The 19,080-nt window shown below is 70.7% G+C and carries 17 protein-coding genes; 7 read left to right on the top strand and 10 right to left on the bottom strand.

Annotated elements, in window-relative coordinates:
- Positions 1-446: 446 nt before the first annotated feature.
- The 3 genes from ACWD3C_RS01805 to ACWD3C_RS01795 form a co-directional block, all read right to left on the bottom strand.
- Entirely contained in the window at positions 447-1,286 is an 840-nt protein-coding gene (locus ACWD3C_RS01805) for an isoprenyl transferase (protein ID WP_451138965.1), read from the bottom strand.
- A gap of 40 nt (positions 1,287-1,326) precedes the next feature.
- Complete coding sequence (recO, locus tag ACWD3C_RS01800) at positions 1,327-2,073, bottom strand: DNA repair protein RecO (protein ID WP_451138963.1); 747 nt, start codon at positions 2,071-2,073, stop codon at positions 1,327-1,329.
- A gap of 113 nt (positions 2,074-2,186) precedes the next feature.
- Entirely contained in the window at positions 2,187-2,417 is a 231-nt protein-coding gene (locus ACWD3C_RS01795; RefSeq protein ID WP_451138961.1) for a hypothetical protein, read from the bottom strand.
- A gap of 339 nt (positions 2,418-2,756) precedes the next feature.
- Between ACWD3C_RS01795 and ACWD3C_RS01790 the strand changes: the two genes are divergently transcribed.
- Both ACWD3C_RS01790 and ACWD3C_RS01785 read left to right on the top strand, forming a co-directional pair.
- A complete protein-coding gene (locus ACWD3C_RS01790; RefSeq protein ID WP_451138959.1) occupies positions 2,757-3,599 on the top strand; it encodes a helix-turn-helix domain-containing protein in 843 nt (280 codons plus the stop codon).
- Positions 3,581-3,853, top strand: coding sequence for a DUF397 domain-containing protein (locus ACWD3C_RS01785; RefSeq protein ID WP_451138957.1), 273 nt, complete (start codon positions 3,581-3,583; stop codon positions 3,851-3,853). The genes ACWD3C_RS01790 and ACWD3C_RS01785 overlap by 19 nt, the downstream gene beginning before the upstream one ends.
- Here the strand turns inward: ACWD3C_RS01785 and ACWD3C_RS01780 are convergent.
- Positions 3,831-4,331, bottom strand: a complete 501-nt coding sequence (locus ACWD3C_RS01780; RefSeq protein WP_451138955.1) for a phosphatase domain-containing protein — start codon at positions 4,329-4,331, stop codon at positions 3,831-3,833. The two genes, ACWD3C_RS01785 and ACWD3C_RS01780, sit on opposite strands and share 23 nt — an antisense overlap.
- A gap of 270 nt (positions 4,332-4,601) precedes the next feature.
- On the opposite strand from ACWD3C_RS01780, the gene ACWD3C_RS01775 reads away from it, so the two are divergent.
- From ACWD3C_RS01775 to ACWD3C_RS01755, 5 genes are read left to right on the top strand one after another with little or no spacing between them, the layout of a single operon-like run.
- A complete protein-coding gene (locus tag ACWD3C_RS01775) occupies positions 4,602-6,224 on the top strand; it encodes an ABC transporter substrate-binding protein (protein WP_451138953.1) in 1,623 nt (540 codons plus the stop codon).
- 18 nt (positions 6,225-6,242) lie between these two features.
- On the top strand, positions 6,243-7,202 hold the full coding sequence (locus tag ACWD3C_RS01770) for an ABC transporter permease (protein ID WP_451138951.1): 960 nt from the start codon (positions 6,243-6,245) through the stop codon (positions 7,200-7,202).
- Positions 7,202-9,406: a dipeptide/oligopeptide/nickel ABC transporter permease/ATP-binding protein gene (locus tag ACWD3C_RS01765; RefSeq protein WP_451138949.1), complete on the top strand. Its 2,205-nt coding sequence runs from the start codon at positions 7,202-7,204 to the stop codon at positions 9,404-9,406. Before ACWD3C_RS01770 ends, ACWD3C_RS01765 begins: the two co-directional genes overlap by 1 nt.
- Entirely contained in the window at positions 9,403-10,464 is a 1,062-nt protein-coding gene (locus tag ACWD3C_RS01760) for an oligopeptide/dipeptide ABC transporter ATP-binding protein (protein WP_451138947.1), read from the top strand. Before ACWD3C_RS01765 ends, ACWD3C_RS01760 begins: the two co-directional genes overlap by 4 nt.
- 15 nt (positions 10,465-10,479) lie before the next feature.
- Positions 10,480-11,412 carry a dihydrodipicolinate synthase family protein gene (locus ACWD3C_RS01755; protein WP_451138945.1) on the top strand — a complete coding sequence of 311 codons (933 nt, stop codon included), beginning with the start codon at positions 10,480-10,482 and terminating at the stop codon, positions 11,410-11,412.
- Between the two features lie 16 nt (positions 11,413-11,428).
- Here the strand turns inward: ACWD3C_RS01755 and ACWD3C_RS01750 are convergent, their stop codons facing one another.
- From ACWD3C_RS01750 to ACWD3C_RS01725, 6 genes are all read right to left on the bottom strand, one after another.
- Positions 11,429-12,631 (bottom strand): sialidase family protein, encoded by a 1,203-nt coding sequence (locus ACWD3C_RS01750; protein WP_451139218.1) that lies wholly within the window; start codon positions 12,629-12,631, stop codon positions 11,429-11,431.
- A 127-nt stretch (positions 12,632-12,758) separates the two neighbouring features.
- Complete coding sequence (locus ACWD3C_RS01745) at positions 12,759-13,430, bottom strand: response regulator (RefSeq protein WP_451138943.1); 672 nt, start codon at positions 13,428-13,430, stop codon at positions 12,759-12,761.
- Complete coding sequence (locus ACWD3C_RS01740; protein ID WP_451138941.1) at positions 13,427-14,821, bottom strand: sensor histidine kinase; 1,395 nt, start codon at positions 14,819-14,821, stop codon at positions 13,427-13,429. The genes ACWD3C_RS01745 and ACWD3C_RS01740 overlap by 4 nt, the downstream gene beginning before the upstream one ends.
- On the bottom strand, positions 14,818-16,905 hold the full coding sequence (locus ACWD3C_RS01735; RefSeq protein WP_451138939.1) for an MMPL family transporter: 2,088 nt from the start codon (positions 16,903-16,905) through the stop codon (positions 14,818-14,820). The genes ACWD3C_RS01740 and ACWD3C_RS01735 overlap by 4 nt, the downstream gene beginning before the upstream one ends.
- A 143-nt stretch (positions 16,906-17,048) precedes the next feature.
- On the bottom strand, positions 17,049-17,915 hold the full coding sequence (locus ACWD3C_RS01730) for an alpha/beta hydrolase family protein (protein ID WP_451138937.1): 867 nt from the start codon (positions 17,913-17,915) through the stop codon (positions 17,049-17,051).
- Positions 17,912-19,072 carry an acyl-CoA dehydrogenase family protein gene (locus tag ACWD3C_RS01725; protein ID WP_451138935.1) on the bottom strand — a complete coding sequence of 387 codons (1,161 nt, stop codon included), beginning with the start codon at positions 19,070-19,072 and terminating at the stop codon, positions 17,912-17,914. Before ACWD3C_RS01725 ends, ACWD3C_RS01730 begins: the two co-directional genes overlap by 4 nt.
- Between the last annotated feature and the right edge of the window lie 8 nt (positions 19,073-19,080).

Here is a 19,080-nt window from a genome sequence, read left to right as displayed (position 1 = left end):
ACGGGGGCGGACTGCCCGGCCTGAAGGGCACCGCGCCCGACCCCGGCGAGCGGCTCGATTGCGACTCCACGGCCGCGAAGAAGTACCTGCGGCACCTGGACAGCCGTCGCGACGAGGTGCTGGACGCCGTGCTGTTCCAGCAGTCCGAGCACCGACGGCTTCCACGACCGCCACAAGGGACCCGCGACCCCGTGAAGCACGTCGGCAAGGGCATCCGTGCCGTAGCCGACGACACTCTTGGGCAGAGCGGCCTCGCACCCAGCCAGGGAGCGAGGCCGCTTGTCCGGCGTCCGATCACCACGGCAAACCCCACCCACCCGCAGACAACCCACCCACCCCCTGGGGGTCCAGGGGGCTCAGCCCCCTGGCGGGGTCGAAGGGGCAGAGCCCCTGGGGGATGGGACGGGTAGGGGCGGCGGGGGCGAAAACAACCCCCGGGTCGTCCGTCAGTCCTCCTCCGGCCGCCCCTCCATCGCCAACAGCTCCTCGTTCGGGATGGCACCCCCGAAGCGGCGGTCACGGGAGGCGAATTCGACGCACGCGCGCCAGAGGTCGCGCCGGTCGAAGTCGGGCCACAGCACATCCTGGAAGACCATCTCGGCGTAGGCGCTCTGCCAGAGGAGGTAGTTGGAGGTGCGCTGCTCGCCGCTGGGCCGCAGGAAGAGGTCGACGTCGGGCATGTCGGGGTAGTAGAGGTACTTCGCGAAGGTCTTCTCCGTGACCTTCGCCGGATCGAGCCGCCCGGCCCGCACATCCTCCGCCAGCGCCTGCGCCGCGTCCGCGATCTCGGCCCGCCCGCCGTAGTTCATGCAGAAGTACAGCGTCAGCCGGTCATTGTCCTTCGTCTGCTCCTGGGAGATCTGCAGCTCCTTGGCCACCGACTTCCACAGCTTGGGCATCCGCCCCACCCAACGCACCCGGACCCCGAGCTCGTCGAGCTGATCCCGGGTCTTGCGGATGAAGTCACGGTTGAAGTTCATCAGGAAGCGCACCTCGTCCGGAGACCGCTTCCAGTTCTCGGTGGAGAAGGCGTACAGGGAGATCGCCCCGACGCCCATCTCGATCGCGCCCTGCAGCACATCGAGCACCCGCTCGGCCCCGACCTTGTGCCCCTCGGTCCGCGGCAGCCCCCGCGCCTTGGCCCAACGCCCGTTCCCGTCCATGACGATCGCCACATGGCGGGGGAGCAGCTCCCCCGGGAGCTTGGGTGCACGGGCGCCGGACGGATGCGGCTCCGGCGCCCTGTACTCGTGGCGCCGGCGCCCCAGGATCCCGCGTACGGCCATGTGCTTCTCGTCTCCCTTTGCTTTCTTGCTTTCTTTGCTTTCACTTTTCCACGTACCGGAGCGAGCGCAGCCCGCGCTCCAGGTGCCAGTGCAGATACGCGGACACCAGCCCGCTCCCCTCCCTGACGTACCGCGGCTCGCACGCGTCCGCGGTCTCCCAGTCTCCCGTAAGCAGCGCGCCGAGGAGTTCGAGGGCCTGCGGCGAGGGTACGACGCTGCCGGGCACCCGGCAGTCGACGCAGACGGACCCCCCGGAGGCCACGGAGAAGAACCGGTTCGGTCCGGGCATCCCGCACTTCGCGCAGGCGCTGAAGCTGGGCGCGTACCCGTTCACGGCGAGGGAACGGAGGAGGAACGCGTCGAGGACGAGGTGCGGCGCGTGCTCCCCGCGCGCGAGCGTCCGCAGCCCGCCCACCAGGAGCAGGTACTGCTGCACGGCGGGCTCGCCCTCGTGATCGGTGAACCGCTCGGCCGTCTCCAGCATGGCCGTCCCGGCCGTGTACCGCGCGTAGTCGGCCACGATCCCGCCACCGTACGGAGCGATCGTCTCGCTCTGCGTGCACAGCGGCAGCCCGCGGCCCACCAGTTCGCTCCCCCGCGCGAAGAACTGGACGTCCACGTGGGAGAAGGGCTCCAGGCGGGCACCGAACTTGGACTTGGTACGGCGCACCCCACGGGCCACGGCCCGCACCCGTCCGTGCCCCCGCGTGAGCAACGTGATGATCCGGTCCGCCTCACCCAGCTTCTGGGTGCGCAGCACGATGCCGTCGTCGCGGAACAGACTCATGGGCTCCATTCTCGCCTACGGCGCCCGCACCCCGGGCCGGTCGGGCACCTTCCGCCGGGACGGCCTGCGTCGCCGCCTTTCCCGCCGCCTTCGACGCGCCTTCGTCGCCGCGTTCAAGGGACCTCCCCGCGGCTCCGTGCGTTCTCGTACGCCGTCGCCGCGCGCAGGCGCTCTATGGTCGTCGCCGTCCGCACGGACTCGGGCGCGCAGTCCCACTCCCGGCCGCCGCCCACGGGTCTCAGCTGAACGTACGGCCCCTCGTACCCCATGACGCGGCCCACCCTCCCGGTGCGGGTGTCCACGGCGTACGACCCGACCGGCAGCCTCGGCCCGCCGGCGCTCACCGCAACGCCGCCGCGAGGCGTGCCGCGACCTCCACGGAACAGCCGCCCAATTGCACCAGCGGACGAGGCACCTCCCGCGCAAGACTTGCCGGGTCGATCCCCAGTGACGGCAACACAATTCCGGCCCTCGCGAGCGCCAGCCGCAATTCCTTCACCGTTTCCTCCGCCTCTTCGACGCACCGCGCCGAGTGTCGCCCCCCGAGTCCTTCACGTTCTGACTTCACGCTGCTCCCCTGAGTCGCCGAGTTTCACTCTTTGCATCTCCAGCGTGACACTCTGCGCCTACACTCGGCAGGAGTCTGCGCCCTACAAGTGCAGGGCAGTACAAAGGGGTTGGCCATGGCCAATGGTTCACATGCGTCACGACAGGCCGCGTGGGAGTTCTTCGGTACCGAGCTGAAGCGCCGGAGGGAGGACGCGGGATTCACTCAAGTCGAACTGGGAGATCGGATATTCGTCTCGGGTGGCTACATCGGGCAGTTCGAACAGGCCATTCGCAAGCCGCAGTTGGATGTGGCGAAGCGGATTGATGAGGTGCTGCAAACCGATGGTTTTTTCGAGCGTACGTGGCGAAAGCTGATTGACGACGACCGGTACGCGGATTACTTCGCGAAGGCGGCGGAGCTGGAGGCGCTGGCGACGAAGATCTGCGAGTTCGCGCCCGCGTTGGTGCCGGGTCTGTTGCAGACGGCGGCGTACGCACGGGCGGTCACGCTCGCGATGAACCCGTTCGCGCCGGACGAGTACATCGGGGACAAGGTATCGGGGCGCCTGGAGCGCCAGCACATCCTCAAGGACGCTATACGGCCCGTGTATTGGGTGATCCTGCACGAGAACGTGCTGCGCATCCCGGTCGGCGGCGCCGCGGCGATGGCCGAGCAGCTGGAGCGCATCGCGGCGCTGGCCCGGGAGCGGACGGTGCTGGTGCAGGTGCTGCCGTATGCGGCTGGGGCGTACGCGCTCATGAACGGGATGCTGGAGCTCATGGAGTTCGAGGACGCACCGCCAACGGCCTATACAGAAGCCGTGTATTCGGGGAATCTGCTGGACGATCCGGCTGTGGTGAAGCGCGCGCAGTCGGCATACGATCTGATCAGGGCCGCCGCGCTGTCGCCGGAGGCGTCCCTGGCCCTGATCGAGTCGGCGGCGGAGGACCACAGACGATGCGCGAGTACGACCTGAGCAACGCATGCTGGCGCAAGAGCAGCTACAGCGACGGCAACGGCGGCAGTTGCGTCGAGGTCGCGTACGACTTCCCCGGCGCCGCCCGCTGGCGCAAGAGCAGCTACAGCGACGGCAACGGCGGCGACTGCGTCGAGGTCGCCGACGGAGTCCCCGGCGTCGTGCCCGTCCGCGACAGTAAGGTCCCCCACGGTCCCACCATCGTGATCGGCTCTTCCGCCTGGACGGAGTTCATCGGAGCCGTAACGAGGTGACCCTGCCCCAGGACCTCAAGCGACCGTCGGGGCCGCCCGCTTCGCGCCTCAGCTCGTGACCGCGTACGTAGCGCCGCTGCCACGGCGTCTCCACGGCGTGCCGGTCGTAGTGCCCCCGTACGAAGTCCACCGCCTCCGCCGCCGGTACGCCGTCCAGGACCGCCAGGCAGGCCAGCGCTGTTCCGGTACGGCCCCGGCCTCCGCCGCACGCGACCTCGACCAGGTCGGTGGCCGCCCGGTCCCACGCCTCCCGCAGGACCTCCGCCGCCTCCGTACGACTGCTGGGCAGGCGGAAGTCCGGCCATCTCAACCAGCGGGCCTCCCAGGGGACTTCGGGCGGCTGCTTGCCGAGGAGGTGGACGGCGTACGTCGGGGCCTGGCCCTCCGGGAGCGGGCGGCCCAGGGCGCGCCCGCGGACCAGGCGACCGGAGGGAAGGCGCAGCACACCGGGGTCCGTCGACCTCCAGCGTTCGGTCATCCGGTCAGGGTAGCGGATTCAGGTCCCGAGGAATTCCCCGGAGAGCACGCATGGAATACGCCCGGGCCCCGGGATCGGCCCGGGAATTCCGCCGTCGACTTCTCGCCGACTATCCGTATTTCATACCGGCATTGTTCGCACCTTTGGAAAATACGCCATTCGTGTGCGGTTCCTTGACCGCCCCCACCCGCCCTCTTATGGTCACGCTGCCCCCTATGACGTAGGACGTCGTATCTCCTACTCACCGGACCACTCCTTGCTGGAGGAACCGTGCGCGACGTGACCCATGACGTACCGCTGCACCGCCGGTCGTTCCTGAAGTGCTCCGGAGCGGTGGGCGCGGCCGCTGCCCTCTCCTCGTCGCTGTCGGCCTGCTCGTCCGGGCCGGAGTCCACCAATGAGACCGGTGGCGGGAAGAACGGGACGCTGACGGCGGTCATCGGGTACGGCAACGACGGCAGCTGGGACCCCACGCAGACCGCGTCCGCGTTCTCGATGGCCGCCAACAACCACATCTACGAGGGGCTCCTCGACACCGATCCCATCTCGCGCGAGCCGTACGCGGCGCTCGCCACGCAGGTGCCGAGCGACCTGAGCGGTACGTCGTGGACGTTCGAGCTGCGGCCCGGTGCCACGTTCCACGACGGGAAGCCGGTGACGGCCGACGACGTCGTGTTCGTGTACGAGCGGATTCTCGACCCGGACACGCAGTCCCTCGCCAAGAGTTTCTTCGCGGGCTGGCTGGAGGGTGTGCGGAAGATCGACGCGCGGAATGTCGAGCTGATGCTCAAGTTCCCCTTTCCGGAAGGGCTTTCACGGCTCACGCTGGCGAAGATCATGCCGAAGCACGTCTTCTCCCGGCCGGGCGCCTGGGACGACGCGATCAAGGGCAAGGCGGTCGGCTCGGGGCCGTACCGGCAGACGGCGCACCATCCGAAGTCCAACACCACCTTCGAGGCGTATGACGACTACAACGGCCCGCGTCCGCCGGTCTTCGAGAAGATGAACTGGCTGACCGTCGTGGACGCGTCCTCGCGCGTCGCGAAGATCTCCGGTTCCAGCGCCGGCGCGCAGATCGCCGACAACATCCCGTACGCCAACATCGAGCAGCTCAAGAGCGGCGGTATGGCCGTCGAGGGCGGCTCCGGGATGAACAACCTCTTCCTGATGTTCAACACCAGGCACCAGCCCTTCGACGACGTACGCGTCCGCCAGGCCCTGCACTACGCCATCGACCGCGAGAAGATGATCGAGGTCGCACTCAAGGGGCATGGGACACCGGCGAGTTCGTTCCTCAACGAGGGCAACCCCGCCTACCGCCCGGCGAAGACGGTCTACGGGTACAACCCCGGCAAGGCGAAGGCCCTGCTGAAGAAAGCCGGGGTCAGCGGTCTGAAGGTCGAGATCCTCGCGGTGAACGTGAGCTGGATCGTGGACTGCCTGCCGACCATCAAGGCGTCGTGGGACGCGATCGGCGTCGAGACCACCCTCTCCCCGCAGGAGACCACGGCCGTCTTCACCAAGATGGACCAGAAGCAGGACTACCAGGTCGTCGCCGCCGCCTCGAACCCCAACCAGTTCGGCCTCGACGCCGATCTGATCATGCGTTACAACTACACGCCCACCAACCTGTGGATGCAGTACACCCGGTGGGCCGACGACTCCGTCGCCCGGCGGCTCTTCAGGCAGATGGACCAGGCGGCGCGGGAATCGGACGCGGACCGCAAGCGCGCCATGGTCCAGGACTACATCGACATCGTCGCCGAGCAGGCCGTTCTCTACCCGGTCGTCCACAACGAGCTGATGACCGCGTGGGACCCCGGGCGGCTGACGGGGATAAGGGCACAGCCGTACCCCGGCATCAACCTGCTCCAGGCCAAGTGGTCCCAGTAATCCTCCGGGAGTTCGTCCGTGGTCGCCGTCGTCCGCATTCTGCTCCGCCGGATCGCCCTGCTGGTTCCGCTCATGCTCGGGATCGTGCTGTTCGTGTTCCTCGTGATGAGGTTCTCGGACATCGATCCCGCGTCCGCGTTCTTCCAGGGCGCCAACCCCACCCCGGAGCAGCTGCACCAGTTCCGTGAAGAACACGGCCTGCTGGACCCGCTGCCGGTCCGCTATGTCGCCTTCGTCGGGGATCTGCTCCACGGCGACATGGGCATGAGCGCACTCACCCGGTCGCCGGTCGTCGACCAGATCACCACCGCGCTGCCGCTCACCATGCAGCTCACCTTCATGGGGCTCGGCATCGCGATGGTCCTCGCGCTGCTCGGCGGGGTCACCGCCGCGATCTACCGCGACCGGCTGCCCGACCAGATCATCCGGGTCGTGTCCCTGACCGGTGTCGCGGCCCCCGGCTTCTGGCTGGCGCTGCTGATGATCCAGTACCTGGCGGTGGACCTCGGCTGGTTCCCGACCGGCGGGTACATCAACCCGGCCGACTCCTTCACCGGCTGGCTGAGGACGATGACGCTGCCCGCCCTCGCGCTGTCGTTGCCGGTGGCGGCCCAGCTCACCCGTACCGTGCGCACGGCGGTGGTCGAGGAGCTCGACAAGGACTACGTGCGGACGGCGATCGGCAGCGGTCTGCCGCCGAGAGTCGTGGTCGGCCGGAACGTGCTCCGCAACGCGCTCATCAACCCCCTCACCGTCCTCGGCCTGCGCGTCGGCTACCTCCTCGGCGGCGCCGTCGTCATCGAGACGATCTTCTCCCTCCCCGGGATGGGCAAGCTGATGATCGACGCCGTGAAGAACGGCGACCCGGCGGTCGTGCAGGGCGTGGTGCTCACCACGGCGACCGGTTTCGTGGTCGTGAACCTCGTCATCGACATCCTCTACCTGCTGGTCAACCCACGACTGAGGGACGCGACCTGATGGACGGCCCCGTACTGAGCACCCGCAAGCGCCTCACGGACGTCATGTCCCGGCCGGGCATCCGGCTGCGCGGCTGGCGCCGGCTGCCGATGCTCTCCCGGATCGCGGTCTGCTTCCTGACGGTCGTGGTCCTCATGGCCGTGTTCGCCCCCCTGATCGCGCCGCACGACCCCCTCGACCAGCAGCAGCTCGCCGACGGCACAGGACACCCGTCCGCCGCCCACTGGATGGGGCAGGACAGTCTCGGCCGGGACATCCTCAGCCGCCTGATGTACGGCGCCCGCTGGTCGCTGGCCATCGGCCTCGGCGCCACCGGGCTCGCCCTGGTCGTGGGCTCCCTCCTCGGCGCGATCGCAGCCACCTCGCGCAAGGCGGTCGACGAGACGCTGATGCGCTGCCTGGACGTGGTCATGGCCTTCCCCGGCATCGCCCTGGCCGCCGTACTGGTCGCGGTCTTCGGCGGCGGCATCGGCGTCCTGATCTGCGCGATCGCGTTCCTGTTCACCCCGCCCGTCGCCAGGGTCGTACGGGCGAACGTCCTCGATCAGTACGGCGAGGACTATGTGATCGCCGAGCGGGTGATCGGCGCCCGCACCCCGCACATCGTGCTCAGGCACGTGGCCATCAACTGCGCCGCACCCGTGCTGGTGTTCTGCACGGTCCAGGTCGCCGAGGCCGTCGTCTTCGAGGCGTCCCTGTCCTTCATCGGCGCGGGCGTGCGGCCCCCGGACCCGTCCTGGGGCAGCGTCATCGCCGACGGCAAGAACATGGTGCTGACGGGCGGCTGGTGGGCCACCGTCTTCCCCGGCCTGCTGATGCTGGTCACGGTCCTGTCGCTGAACGTCCTCTCCGAGGGCGTCTCCGACGCGTGGGCGGCACCGGCCCCGCGCGACGTGGAGCCCAGGAGGGAAGAGGACCGCCTCGAAACCCCTGAGAGCCGGTGTCATATCCCCGGCCGGATCAGCGCGCGTCGTCTGGTGCGTGCGATCGCAAGGCGCCGGAAGGTCCTCGATGGGGGTCCCCCCGCGCGAGCGAAGCCGAGCGTGGGGGAGGAGCTACCAGGGCCTTCCGGCAACGCGGCGAGCGTGCGTGCCAGGCGGCGGGCGCCCGGCCGGGGACATGACACCGGCTCTGAGCCGGGCAGCGGCAGGATCACCGAACTCCCCGGGCTGACGGAGGCCGCCGCACGCCTGCGTTCCCGGGCCCGCCCCCTCCCCGACGGGCAGCCCGTCCTCGCCGTCGAGAACCTGGCCATCGGCTTCGCGGACCGCCATCACGGCGTGGACATCGTCGACGGCATCAGCTTCGACGTCCACCCCGGCGAAGTCCTGGGCCTGGTCGGCGAGTCGGGCTGCGGCAAGTCGCTGACCGCGCTGGCGGTGATGGGCCTGGAACCGAAGGGCGCGCTGGTACGCGGCCGGGTCCGGTTCGACCGGAGGGACCTGCTGGCCGAGCCGATGCGCGTACGGCGCAAACTCCTCGGCCACGACATGGCCATGATCTACCAGGACGCCCTGTCGTCCCTGAACCCGGCGATGACGATCCGGGCGCAGCTCAAGCAGGTCGTCCGGCGGGGCGGCAGGCGCACTGCCGCCGAACTGCTGGAGATGGTGGGCCTCGACCCCGAACGCACCCTCCGCAGCTATCCACATGAACTGTCGGGCGGTCAACGTCAAAGGGTCCTCATCGCCATGGCGTTGTCCCGCGACCCGAAGCTCATCGTGGCGGACGAGCCGACGACGGCGCTGGACGTGACGGTCCAGGCCCAGATCATCGAACTGCTGCTGAGCCTGCGCGAGGAGCTGGGCTTCGCGCTGATCCTGGTCTCGCACGACCTGGCGCTGGTGGCGGACGTGACGGACCGGGTGGTCGTCATGTACGGCGGCCAGATCGTCGAGACGGGTGTGACGGCGGACCTGGTGGAGTCCCCGTCCCACCCCTACACGCGCGGCCTGCTCGGCAGTGTCCTGTCGCTGGAGTCGGCGCAGGAACGGATGACCCAGATCAAGGGCGTCGTCCCCTCCCCCGCCGACTTCCCGGCCGGCTGCCGCTTCGCCGACCGCTGCCCGACGGCCACCGACATCTGCCGTACGACTACTCCGGACCTCCTCGGCGCCCGCACCCACCTGGCGGCCTGCCACCACCCGGCGATCGACCTGACCACGGCCCCGGCGCCGGACCGCTCGAAGGGAGCCGTCACATGACCGACCTGGTCAAGGTCTCCGACGTGCACGTCGTCCACAAGGCGCGCTCCGGCGGGGTCCTCACCCGGGACAAGGTGTACGCCCTCACCGGCGCCGACCTCGTCATCGCGCCCGGCGAGACGGTGGGCGTGGTGGGCGAGTCGGGGTGCGGCAAGTCGACGCTGGCGAAGGTGCTGGTCGGGGTGGTGCGGCCCACGGCCGGGACGGTGTCCTTCCGTGGCGACGACCTGTGGACCATGAACCCGTCCGCGCGACGTGCCGCGATCGGCGAGGGCACCGGCATGATCTTCCAGGACCCCGCCACGGCCCTGAACCGCCGCCTGACGGTCCGCCGGATCCTGCGGGACCCGCTGGACGTGCACAGGCGCGGGACTCCCGCGGAACGGGAGGACCGGGTACGGGAGTTGATGACACTGGTGGGCCTGCCGCGCGTGCTGGCGGACGGTCTGCCCGGACAGCTCTCGGGCGGTCAACGCCAACGGGTCGCCATCGCCAGGGCGCTGGCCCTGGACCCCGACCTGGTGGTGGCGGACGAACCGACGAGCGCGCTGGACGTGTCGGTGCGCGCCCAGATCCTCAACCTGCTGCTGGACCTGAAGGAACGCCTGGGCCTGGCGCTCGTCTTCGTGTCGCACGACATCCAGACGGTACGGAGGATGAGCGACCGTGTCATCACGATGTACCTCGGCCGGATCGTGGAGGAGGCCCCGGCGGACGAGGTGACGGACAGGGCGCGGCATCCGTACACGCGCGCCCTCTTCTCGGCCACCCCCGGCCTCCTCGACCCCATCGACCCGATCCCGCTCGTGGGCCCGGTCCCGTCGGCGACCCGTCCGCCGAGCGGCTGCCCGTTCCGTACGCGGTGCTGGAAGGCGGACGAGGTGTGCGCGGAGGTGATGCCGGACTCCGTGGCCGCGTCGGCGCCCGGTCATCGCTTCCGTTGCCATCATCCGGTGCGAGAAGGGCAGCACACGCGGGAACTCGTCGCGCAGGCGCTCGCTTCACCGGCCACCGCCAACGCCACGGACACGGCCGACGCGTCGCACGTCAGGCAATAACTCCAGGGAGCCCCCATGCCGTCCGTCCCGACCCCCCTCACCGGAGTCGTCCCGCCCGTCTGCACCCCCCTGACACCGGACCGCGAGGTCGACGTCCCCTCGCTGCTCAGGCTGGTGGACCACCTGGTGGCGGGCGGTGTGCACGGTCTGTTCGTGCTCGGCTCGTCGTCGGAGGCGGCGTATCTGACGGACGGGCAGCGGCGGCTGGTCGTGGAGTCGGTGGTGAGCCATGTGGGCGGCGCGCTGCCGGTGCTGGCGGGGGCGATCGACATGACGACGCCGAGGGTGCTGGAGCATGTGCGGTACGTCGAGGAGGCGGGGGCGGATGCGGTGGTGGTGACGGCGCCGTTCTACACGCGGACGCATCCGGTGGAGATCGCCCGCCACTTCCGCCTGATCGCGTCCCGGTCGTCCATCCCCGTCTTCGCGTACGACATCCCGGCCTCCGTGCACGCCAAGCTGGACGCCGAGCTGGTGCTGGAACTCGCCACCGACGGGACGCTCACGGGGCTGAAGGACTCCAGCGGCGACCTGGCCGGCTTCCGTGCCGTCGTCGCCGGGGCGCGCGCCCGCCCCGGCTTCAGCGTCCTCACCGGCTCCGAGCTCCTCGTCGACTCGGCGCTCGCGCTGGGCGCGCACGGGGCGGTGCCCGGTCTCGCCAACGTCGACCCCGTCGGTTACGTCCGTCTCGATCGCCTCTGCCGGGCCGGTGACCGGGAACGGGCGCGGGTCGAGCAGGAGCGGTTGTGCGCGCTGTTCGGGATGGTGGGGGTCGGTCGGGCCGGGGGGCGGATGGGGGGCAGTTCGTCGGGGCTGGGGGCGTTCAAGGCGGCGCTTCGGTTGCGGGGGGTCATCGCGTGCGGGGTTACCGCTGAGCCTCAGGTGGGGTTGTCGGAGGGGGAGGTTGAGGAGGTGGGGAAGTACTTGGCGGGGGCGGGGTTGCTGTAGGGGGTCTGTTCGCCCCTCAACCGGCGACGTCAGTCACCGGCACCCGGCGGAACACAATCGTGTCGTACGCCCCCGTCGCCCCGGTCTCGTACAGGAGGCCCAGCCGGACGGCGCTCAGTTGGACGAGGTCGGAGTAGGCGGCGTGCCGGGTGGAGATCGTCTTGGCCCTGGTGAAGGTGGAGCCCGCGTCGGTGCTGCGCCAGATGGCCATCGACCGGCGGGCCGTGGGCACGGAAGGGCCGGAGAAGAGCAGGGGGCCGTTCTTCAGTTGAAGGACACTGCCCTGCACGATCGGGACGTCGTTCAGGGTGGGCTGGACCGTGTAGGGGCGGTCCAGGGTGACCCCGCCGTCGCTGGAGTAGGCATCCAGGCGGTTGCCGGTGCTCGTGCCCCGCTCGTCGCGCACGCTGAAGTACAGGCGGCCGTCCGGCAGTTCCGTCGCGATGCTCTCGTTGGAGTTGTCCGTGCCGTCGTAGGTGTCGTCGACGAAGCCCAGGTGCCAGGTGGCGCCGCCGTCGTCGGAGTAGATCGCGTGGGCGCCGTAGTACTTGGGCTCCTGGCCCGTGTCGGTCGAATCGGCGGGCGGCGCGACGGAGTGGTTCGACGGGACGACCAGGCGGCCCGCGTGCGGGCCCCGGGTGAGGGCGACCGCGTGGCCGGGGCCCGTGGCGTACCAGCGCCAGTTCGGGAGCTTCACCTCGGCCGTGATCTCCCGCGGAGCGGAGAAGTGGCGGCCGTCGTCCCCGCTCGTCTGGACGAAGACTCGGCGGCTCTGATCCGCCGTCACCTCACCCCGTATGATCTGCGCCTCGGTCACCGCCCCGCCGTTGTACGACGTGACCAGGACGACCCGGCCCGTCGTCGGGTCCACCACCGGTGCGGGGTTGCCGCGCGTGTCGCCCTTTCCCGCCGTCACGATCTTCATCGGGCCCCAGGTGCAGCCGCCGTCGACGGAACGTCTCACCACCACGTCGATGTTGCCCGTGTCGCCCGCACCGTCGCGTCTTCCCTCGGCGAAGGCGAGCACCGTGCCCGCGCGGGTCCTGACCGCGGCCGGGATGCGGTAGGTGTCGTAGCCGCCCTTGCCCGAGGTGTACGGCACGGAGGAGACACAGCCCCGGAACGGCTCCATCGCCACCGAGTCCGGGCTCCCTCCGGCGGCGACGACGACGGCGGTGAGCAGACCCACGGCGGCGACCGGCACGACCGTACGGTTCATGAGGGACAAGACGGCTCCCCAGGTGGTGGGATGGCGGATGTCCCGTGAACCTATTGTGTCCGGCGAGGCGCAGCAACGACATCGAGCTGCATGGGTATTGAGTCGATATCAAGTGGTCCCCCTCGGCTCAGGCGGCTCCCGGCGTCACCAGCCCCGACTCGTACGCCACGATCACCAGTTGTGCCCGGTCCCGCGCCCCGAGCTTGCCCATGATGCGGCTGACGTGAGTCTTCGCGGTGAGCGGGCTGAGGCCCAGCGTCTCGGCGATCTCGGTGTTGTTGAGGCCGCGTGCGACCAGGGTGAGGACCTCGCGCTCACGGTCGGAGAGGCAGTCGGGGCCGGCGCCGCTGGGCACGGGGGGCGTGGCGGGGCCGCGGAGGAGGCGGGCGATCAGACGGGCCGTGGGGCCCGGTGAGAGCAGGGCCTCGCCCGCGGCCACCGTACGGATGGCGTCGAGGAGTTCGGCCGGTCTCGTGTCCTTCACGAGGAAGCCGGAGGCGCCGGCGCGCAGGGCCTCCACGATGTACTCGTCGGTGTCGTAGGTGGTGAGGACCAGGACCCGGACCCCGGCGAGGTCCTCGTCCGCCGCGATCAGCCGGGTCGCCTCGATGCCGTCCAGGTCGGGCATCCGCAGGTCCATGACGACCAGGTCGGCCCGTGCGCTGCGCGCCAGTTCCACGGCCTGACGGCCGGTGCCCGCCTGCCCCACCACCTCCATGTCCCGCGCCGACTCCACGAGCATGGCGAAGGCGGCCCGGACGAGGGTCTGGTCGTCGGCGAGGAGTACGCGGATGGTCATGGCGCCTCGCTCCCCTCGTACGCCTCGTGCACGTCGTCCCGTACGGTCGCCCCCAGCGGCAGCGTCGCCTCCACCCCGAAGCCTCCCCCTTCCCTGGGCTCCGCCGCCACCGTGCCCCCGACGCTGCGGGCGCGCTCGCGCATGCCGACGAGTCCGAAGCCCGCGCCCCCGGCGGGAGCGGTCGTCGGCCCGGTGCCGTCGTCGGTGACCGTGACGTGCAGGGAGCCGTCCCTCTCGTGCAGGTCGGCGTGGATCGTCAGGTCCGGTCCGCCGTGCCGTACGGCGTTGGTGAGCGCCTCCTGGACGATGCGGTAGGCGGCGGCGCCCACGGCGGGCGGCGGGGCGTGGTCCGTGCGTACGGACAGTTGGACGCGGGCTCCGGCGATACGTGCCGTCTCCGCCAGGTGGGCCAGTCCGTCGAGGCCGGGCAGGGGCCCGCGCCCGCCGTCGTTGCCGCCGTGCTCGGCGGCGCGCAGCACCTCCAGGGTGGTGCGGAGTTCGCCGCGGGCCGTGCGGCAGGTCTCCGCGATGTCGTCCAGCGCCTTGGCGACGGCCTCGCGGTCCAGGCGGTCCGGGTCGGCGGCCAGGACGTGGGCGGCGACGGAGGTCTGCACGCCGATGAGGGTGATGCTGTGGGCGAGCAGGTCGTGCAGGTCGCGGGCGATGCGGAGGCGCTCCTCGGCGACCCGGCGGCGGGCCTCCTCCTCGCGGGTGCGTTCGGCTCGTTCGGCGCGCTCGACGATGGAGGCGACGTACTGCCGGTAGTAGCGGACGTCGATGCCGCAGAAGAGGACGGCGACGACCCAGCCGAAGATCCGCAGGACCTCCCGCACCCCGTCGGGGTTGGTGAGGGCGTTGAGGATGAGCGTCACGCCGAGGACGGCGGCGCCGGTGAGCAGCGTACGGCGCACCGTGCCGGTCGCCGCGATCGTGTAGAGCACCACCATGGTCGCGGGGATGGGCGCGGTGTGGTTGTTGTCGAGGGCGTGGTACGGAGCGACGCAGGCCACCACCATGAGCAGAGCCACCACGGGACGGTGCCGCCGCCACACGACCGGCACGTGCGCGGCGAGCAGCAGGGTCCAGCCGAGCGCGTCGGGCCGGAGCCCGTGGTTGCCGAGCAGGGCGACCGCCGTGGCGAGGGCGGCCAGCGCCACGGCCAGCAGCGCGTCGTTGCGGGTGCCGTGCGGGGCGGTGCGGGGGTCGCGGTTGATCGCCGCCATAACCCGCTCGCCGGGGCGGCGCCGCGTCACCGGTGTCGTCGTAACGGTCGTAACCGTCGTGTCCGTCGTCGTATCTGGTACGTCCGCCGCGTCCGTCGTGTCCTGCACGGGTTCATCTTCCGGGAGGAGGGCGCCCCTCCGGGAGGGGAGGGGCGCCCGGCGGATCACACCGGCTCCGGCTGGCGTTCCGGCTCCACCGGGTCCGGCGCCTTGGACAGCCTGCCGGGCCACCACACCCGGCGGCGCAGCAGGACACTGGCCGTCGTCACCAGGTACGTCCGCACGAGGAACGTGTCGAGCAGCACCCCGACCGCGATGACGAAGCCGAGTTCCACGAGCCCCACCAGCGGCAGGGTGGTCAGAACGGCGAACGTCGCCGCGAGCACGATGCCCGCCGAGGCGATCACCCCGCCCGTGGTGCGCAGCGCGGTGAGCGCCGCGGCCTGCGGTTCCGCGCCCGCCATCGACTCCTCGCGCATCCGGTGCATCAGGAAGATGCCGTAGTCGACACCGAGGGCGACCAGGAACACGAAGGAGAGCAGCCCGAGCCCGGGATCGTTCCCCTCGAAGCCGAACGCCGGCCCGAACACCAGTCCCCCGATGCCGAGGGCCGCACCCCATACCGCCACCACGGCCGCGAGCAGCATCAGCGGTGCGACGAGGCTGCGCAGCAGTGCCACGAGGATGACGAACACGGCGGCGAGCACGAGCGGCACGACCACACCGCGGTCGCGGGCCTCGCTGTCGGCCAGGTCGATCTGCTGGGCGCTGGGCCCGCCGACGTACGCGCCGTGGGCCTCGTCGATCCCGTCCCGCAGCGCCCCGATGGTGCGCCGTTCGCCGTCCGTCTCGGGCGCGGCGGTCGCGTAGACGGAGATCTCGGTCCAGCCGCCGCCGCTGCGTCCGGCCACCGCGTCCGCGACCCCGTCGGTGGTACGGGCCTGGTCCACGACGGCATCGGCCCGGTCGGAGGGCGCGACCACCGTGATCGGCCGGCTGCTGCGCTCGGGGTACTCGCGGGCCAGCGTCTGCGTCGCCGTGATCGACTCGGGCTTCTCGGTGAAGGAGTCCTCCTGCTTGAGGCTGCCGGGCAGGTTGAGCGTGCCCAGCGCGAGGGCCCCGAGCAGTACGGCCCCGCCCGCGAGCACGGCGGCGGGGCGGCGCGTGGCGGAGGTGCCCATGGCGGCGAACAGCGACCGGCGTTCCTTGGGCCGGCTGCCGAAGGCGGGGATCATCGGCCAGAAGACCCGGCGCCCGAGCAGCACCAGCACGGCGGGCAGCAGCGTCGTCATCGCCACCAGCGCGGCCAGGACGCCCACCACACCGACCGGGCCCATGCCCCTGCTGCTGTTGAGGTCGGCGGCGAGCAGGCACAGCAGCCCGGCGGCGACGGTGCCGGAGGAGGCGAGGATGGCGGGGCCGCAGCCGCGCAGGGCGGTGCGCATGGCGTCGTACGGCCGCTCGTGGCGCCGTAGTTCCTCGCGGTAGCGGGAGATCAGCAGCAGCGCGTAGTCGGTGCCCGCCCCCAGCACGAGGATGGTCATCACGCCGCCGCTCTGCCCGGTGATGGTGACGTCGAAGGCCTTGTGCAGTCCGTACGCGGAGGCCATCGCCAGGCTCGCGGCGACACCGGCGACGGTGAGGGGCACCAGCCACAGGAACGGGCTGCGGTAGATGAGGATCAGCAGGACGGTGACGACGCCGAGCGTGGCGAACAGCAGGGTGCCGTCGATGGTCTCGAACACCTTGCCCATGTCGGTGTTGAGGGCGCCGGGCCCGCCGACCTCGACGCTCAGTCCCCCGCCACCGTCCGCGATCTCGCGCACCCCGTCGACGAAGGCGTTCCGCGCCTCCTCGTCCTGGCCCGGCGCGGTGCTGGACACCGGGTACATCAGGGTGGAGCCGTCCGCGGAGGGGATGCCCTCGGGGCTGCCGCTCAGCTCGTACGCCCCGCTCACCTCGCCGACCTGCTCGGCGGCCGTCCGCTCGTCGGCCGCGGTCAGCCCGCCCTCCCGGTGGTAGACGAGGACGAGGTCGGTGGACTCCCCGCCGGGCAACTCGTCCTGGATCCGCGCCACCTGGGTGGAGTCCGCGCTGTCGGGCAGATAGTCGACCGCCCGGTTCTGCTGTACGTCGCCGAACTTGCCGGCGAACGATCCGGCGGCCAGGAACACGGCCACCCACAGACCGAGCACCAGCCACGGCACGGCTCGTCGCCGCGTACGCGTGGATGTCTTCCTTCCGGGCCCCATGACGGGGTCCTCCCCTCGTTGACGCTGTCTGGACTTCCACCAGACTCCCGGCGCGAGGGGAGGCATTCGTCGGGCGTGGGGGCGAGTTCGGCGGTACTGCGCAGGGCGGCCCCGGGGGTGGAGTACTCCCCGGGGAGTACCGGTCAGGCGTGGGTGTCCACGAACGTCCGGACCCGTTCCACGAGTGCGGCGTTGCCGCGGACCCAGCCGTAGTGGGGGTTGCCGCGCGCGCCGTCGTCGAGGACGAGGTCCCAGTGGGTGACCCGGGCGCTCCTGAGCTTGTCGCAGAGCCCGCGGGTTCCGCCGGAGGATGCCATCCGGTCGCCCTCGATGGTCACGGCCAGCACCGGCAGGTCCACCTTGGGCAGCAGTGCCTCGAAGTCCACGTCGGAGGACGGGACCTGGTAGCGGCCCGTACGGACCTGGGTGGCGAAGTCGTACATGGTCCGCGCCGAGTTGTCGCCCAGCATCCCGATGCGCCGGCCGGGGTAGTAGCCGAGCACCGAGGAGACGGCGGCCGCGAAGTGGACGCCCGCGAGCATGCCCACGTTCATCGGGAAGGGCCAGCCCCGGTAGTGGCAGGAGGGGGCGCCGACCAGGATCGCCCCCTCGGCCATGTGCGGCTCCTGGCTGAGGTAGAGCGTGCCGAGCTGTCCACCGAGGCTGTGGCCGAGCAGGTAGCGCGGTGCCCGGGGGAAGGCGTCCGCGACGGCACGGAACAGGGCGGGGTAGTCGTACGTCACCATCTCGTGGTAGCCGTAGCGCACCCCGCGCCGCACGCGGACGGAGCTCGTGCCCTGCCCCCGCAACTCGCCGACCACCACCTGGAAGCCGGCCTCGAAGAGGGCGTCCGCCAGGGGGGTGTAGTAGGCGGCCCGGGTGCCCATCGCGGGCATGCAGATCAGCACGGGGGCCGACGGGTCGTCGAGTCTGCGGCAGAAGCGGAGCCGGACCTCGGCGCCGTCGTCCGCGCGTACCGTCTCGGTGGTCACCTCGGTGGACAGGGTCACAACCCTTCCTCGCTCATCGCCGTCCTCCGCATGTCGCGGAACACGTTCAGCAGCTGGATCTCGCTCGACCCCTCGAAGATCGTGAGGGCGCGCGCGTCCCGCCAGCGCTTCTCGACGCCGTAGTCGGCGGCGATTCCCCGCCAGCCGTACAGCTGGAGGATCTCGTTCGAGGCACGCACGGCGAGTTCTGTGGCAGCGTACTTCGCCATGGAGCTCTCCGTGCCGAACGGCAGTCCCTGATCGGCCAGTTCGGTGGCCTCCCGCATGAGCCCACGGGAGGCTCGGAGCTCGACGTACAGCCGGCCCAGCGCCAACTGGACGTGGCTGAGGGTGTCCAGGCGGTCGTCCGGATACACGCGGCGCTCGCCCGCCCAGGTGAGGGCGTCACGGAGCATGGCGGCCACGATGCCCGTGCCGCACGCGGCGCCGCCGATGCGGATCGTCGCCAGGAGTCCCTGGAGAAGCGCCTCTCCGTCGCCGGCGCGGCCGATCAGGTGGACCGGTTCCAGGGCCACGTCCTGGAAGGTGACCGACGGCGTGGGCAGGCAGCGGAAGGCCGCCTTGTCGATGTCGTCGCTCACGGTCACGCCGGGGGTGTTCCGGGGGACGGCGAAGAACGACAGGCCGGTCCGCCGGGAGTCCACGACGGTGTTGGCGAGCACCAGGAACACATCGGCGACCGTGCCGTTCCCGGACATGCACTTGCCGCCGTTGAGCAGCCAGCCCGAGTCGGTCTTCACCGCTCGGGTGGTGGCGGCGAGGAGGTTCGAGCCGTTCTCGGGCTCGGTGAGGCCGAGGGCCGCGTACTCGCCCCGCTGGAGCAGCCGGGTGACGAAGAGGTCCTTCTGCTCGGGGGTGCCGGCTTCGAGTACGGGGTGCAGGGCGCCACGGCTGAACACGAGTGTCCAGGTGATGCCCGGGCAGACCGCCGAGAGTTCGGCGATGCCGTCGGCGAACTCCGTGTAGGAGAGCCCTCGTCCACCCAGTTCCTCGGGGAACGGAGCGCTGAGGAGTCCCTCGGCCGCCGCCTGTTTGTGGATCTCGACGGGGTAGCTCCGCTGTTCGTCGTGGCGCCGGACGTGGGGTGCCATCACCTCCTCGGCGAACCTGCGGCACTCCCACTTCCAGCCCGACTGGCTGCTGTTCGACTCTTCCATGACTGTCC

The organism is Streptomyces sp. NPDC002845 (assembly GCF_053591955.1).
Note: the sequence above shows the minus strand (reverse complement) of the source record. Positions and strands in the feature narration are given on the sequence as shown.

Bases quoted from the DNA above. Each gene is read 5' to 3' on its own strand.
- ACWD3C_RS01805 (WP_451138965.1), bottom strand. From the start codon at position 1,286: ATGGCCGTACGCGGGATCCTGGGGCGCCGGCGCCACGAGTACAGGGCG.
- recO (WP_451138963.1), bottom strand. From the start codon at position 2,073: ATGAGTCTGTTCCGCGACGACGGCATCGTGCTGCGCACCCAGAAGCTG.
- ACWD3C_RS01790 (WP_451138959.1), top strand. From the start codon at position 2,757: ATGGCCAATGGTTCACATGCGTCACGACAGGCCGCGTGGGAGTTCTTC.
- ACWD3C_RS01785 (WP_451138957.1), top strand. From the start codon at position 3,581: ATGCGCGAGTACGACCTGAGCAACGCATGCTGGCGCAAGAGCAGCTAC.
- ACWD3C_RS01780 (WP_451138955.1), bottom strand. From the start codon at position 4,331: ATGACCGAACGCTGGAGGTCGACGGACCCCGGTGTGCTGCGCCTTCCC.
- ACWD3C_RS01765 (WP_451138949.1), top strand. From the start codon at position 7,202: ATGGACGGCCCCGTACTGAGCACCCGCAAGCGCCTCACGGACGTCATG.
- ACWD3C_RS01760 (WP_451138947.1), top strand. From the start codon at position 9,403: ATGACCGACCTGGTCAAGGTCTCCGACGTGCACGTCGTCCACAAGGCG.
- ACWD3C_RS01755 (WP_451138945.1), top strand. From the start codon at position 10,480: ATGCCGTCCGTCCCGACCCCCCTCACCGGAGTCGTCCCGCCCGTCTGC.
- ACWD3C_RS01750 (WP_451139218.1), bottom strand. From the start codon at position 12,631: ATGAACCGTACGGTCGTGCCGGTCGCCGCCGTGGGTCTGCTCACCGCC.
- ACWD3C_RS01745 (WP_451138943.1), bottom strand. From the start codon at position 13,430: ATGACCATCCGCGTACTCCTCGCCGACGACCAGACCCTCGTCCGGGCC.
- ACWD3C_RS01735 (WP_451138939.1), bottom strand. From the start codon at position 16,905: ATGGGGCCCGGAAGGAAGACATCCACGCGTACGCGGCGACGAGCCGTG.
- ACWD3C_RS01725 (WP_451138935.1), bottom strand. From the start codon at position 19,072: ATGGAAGAGTCGAACAGCAGCCAGTCGGGCTGGAAGTGGGAGTGCCGC.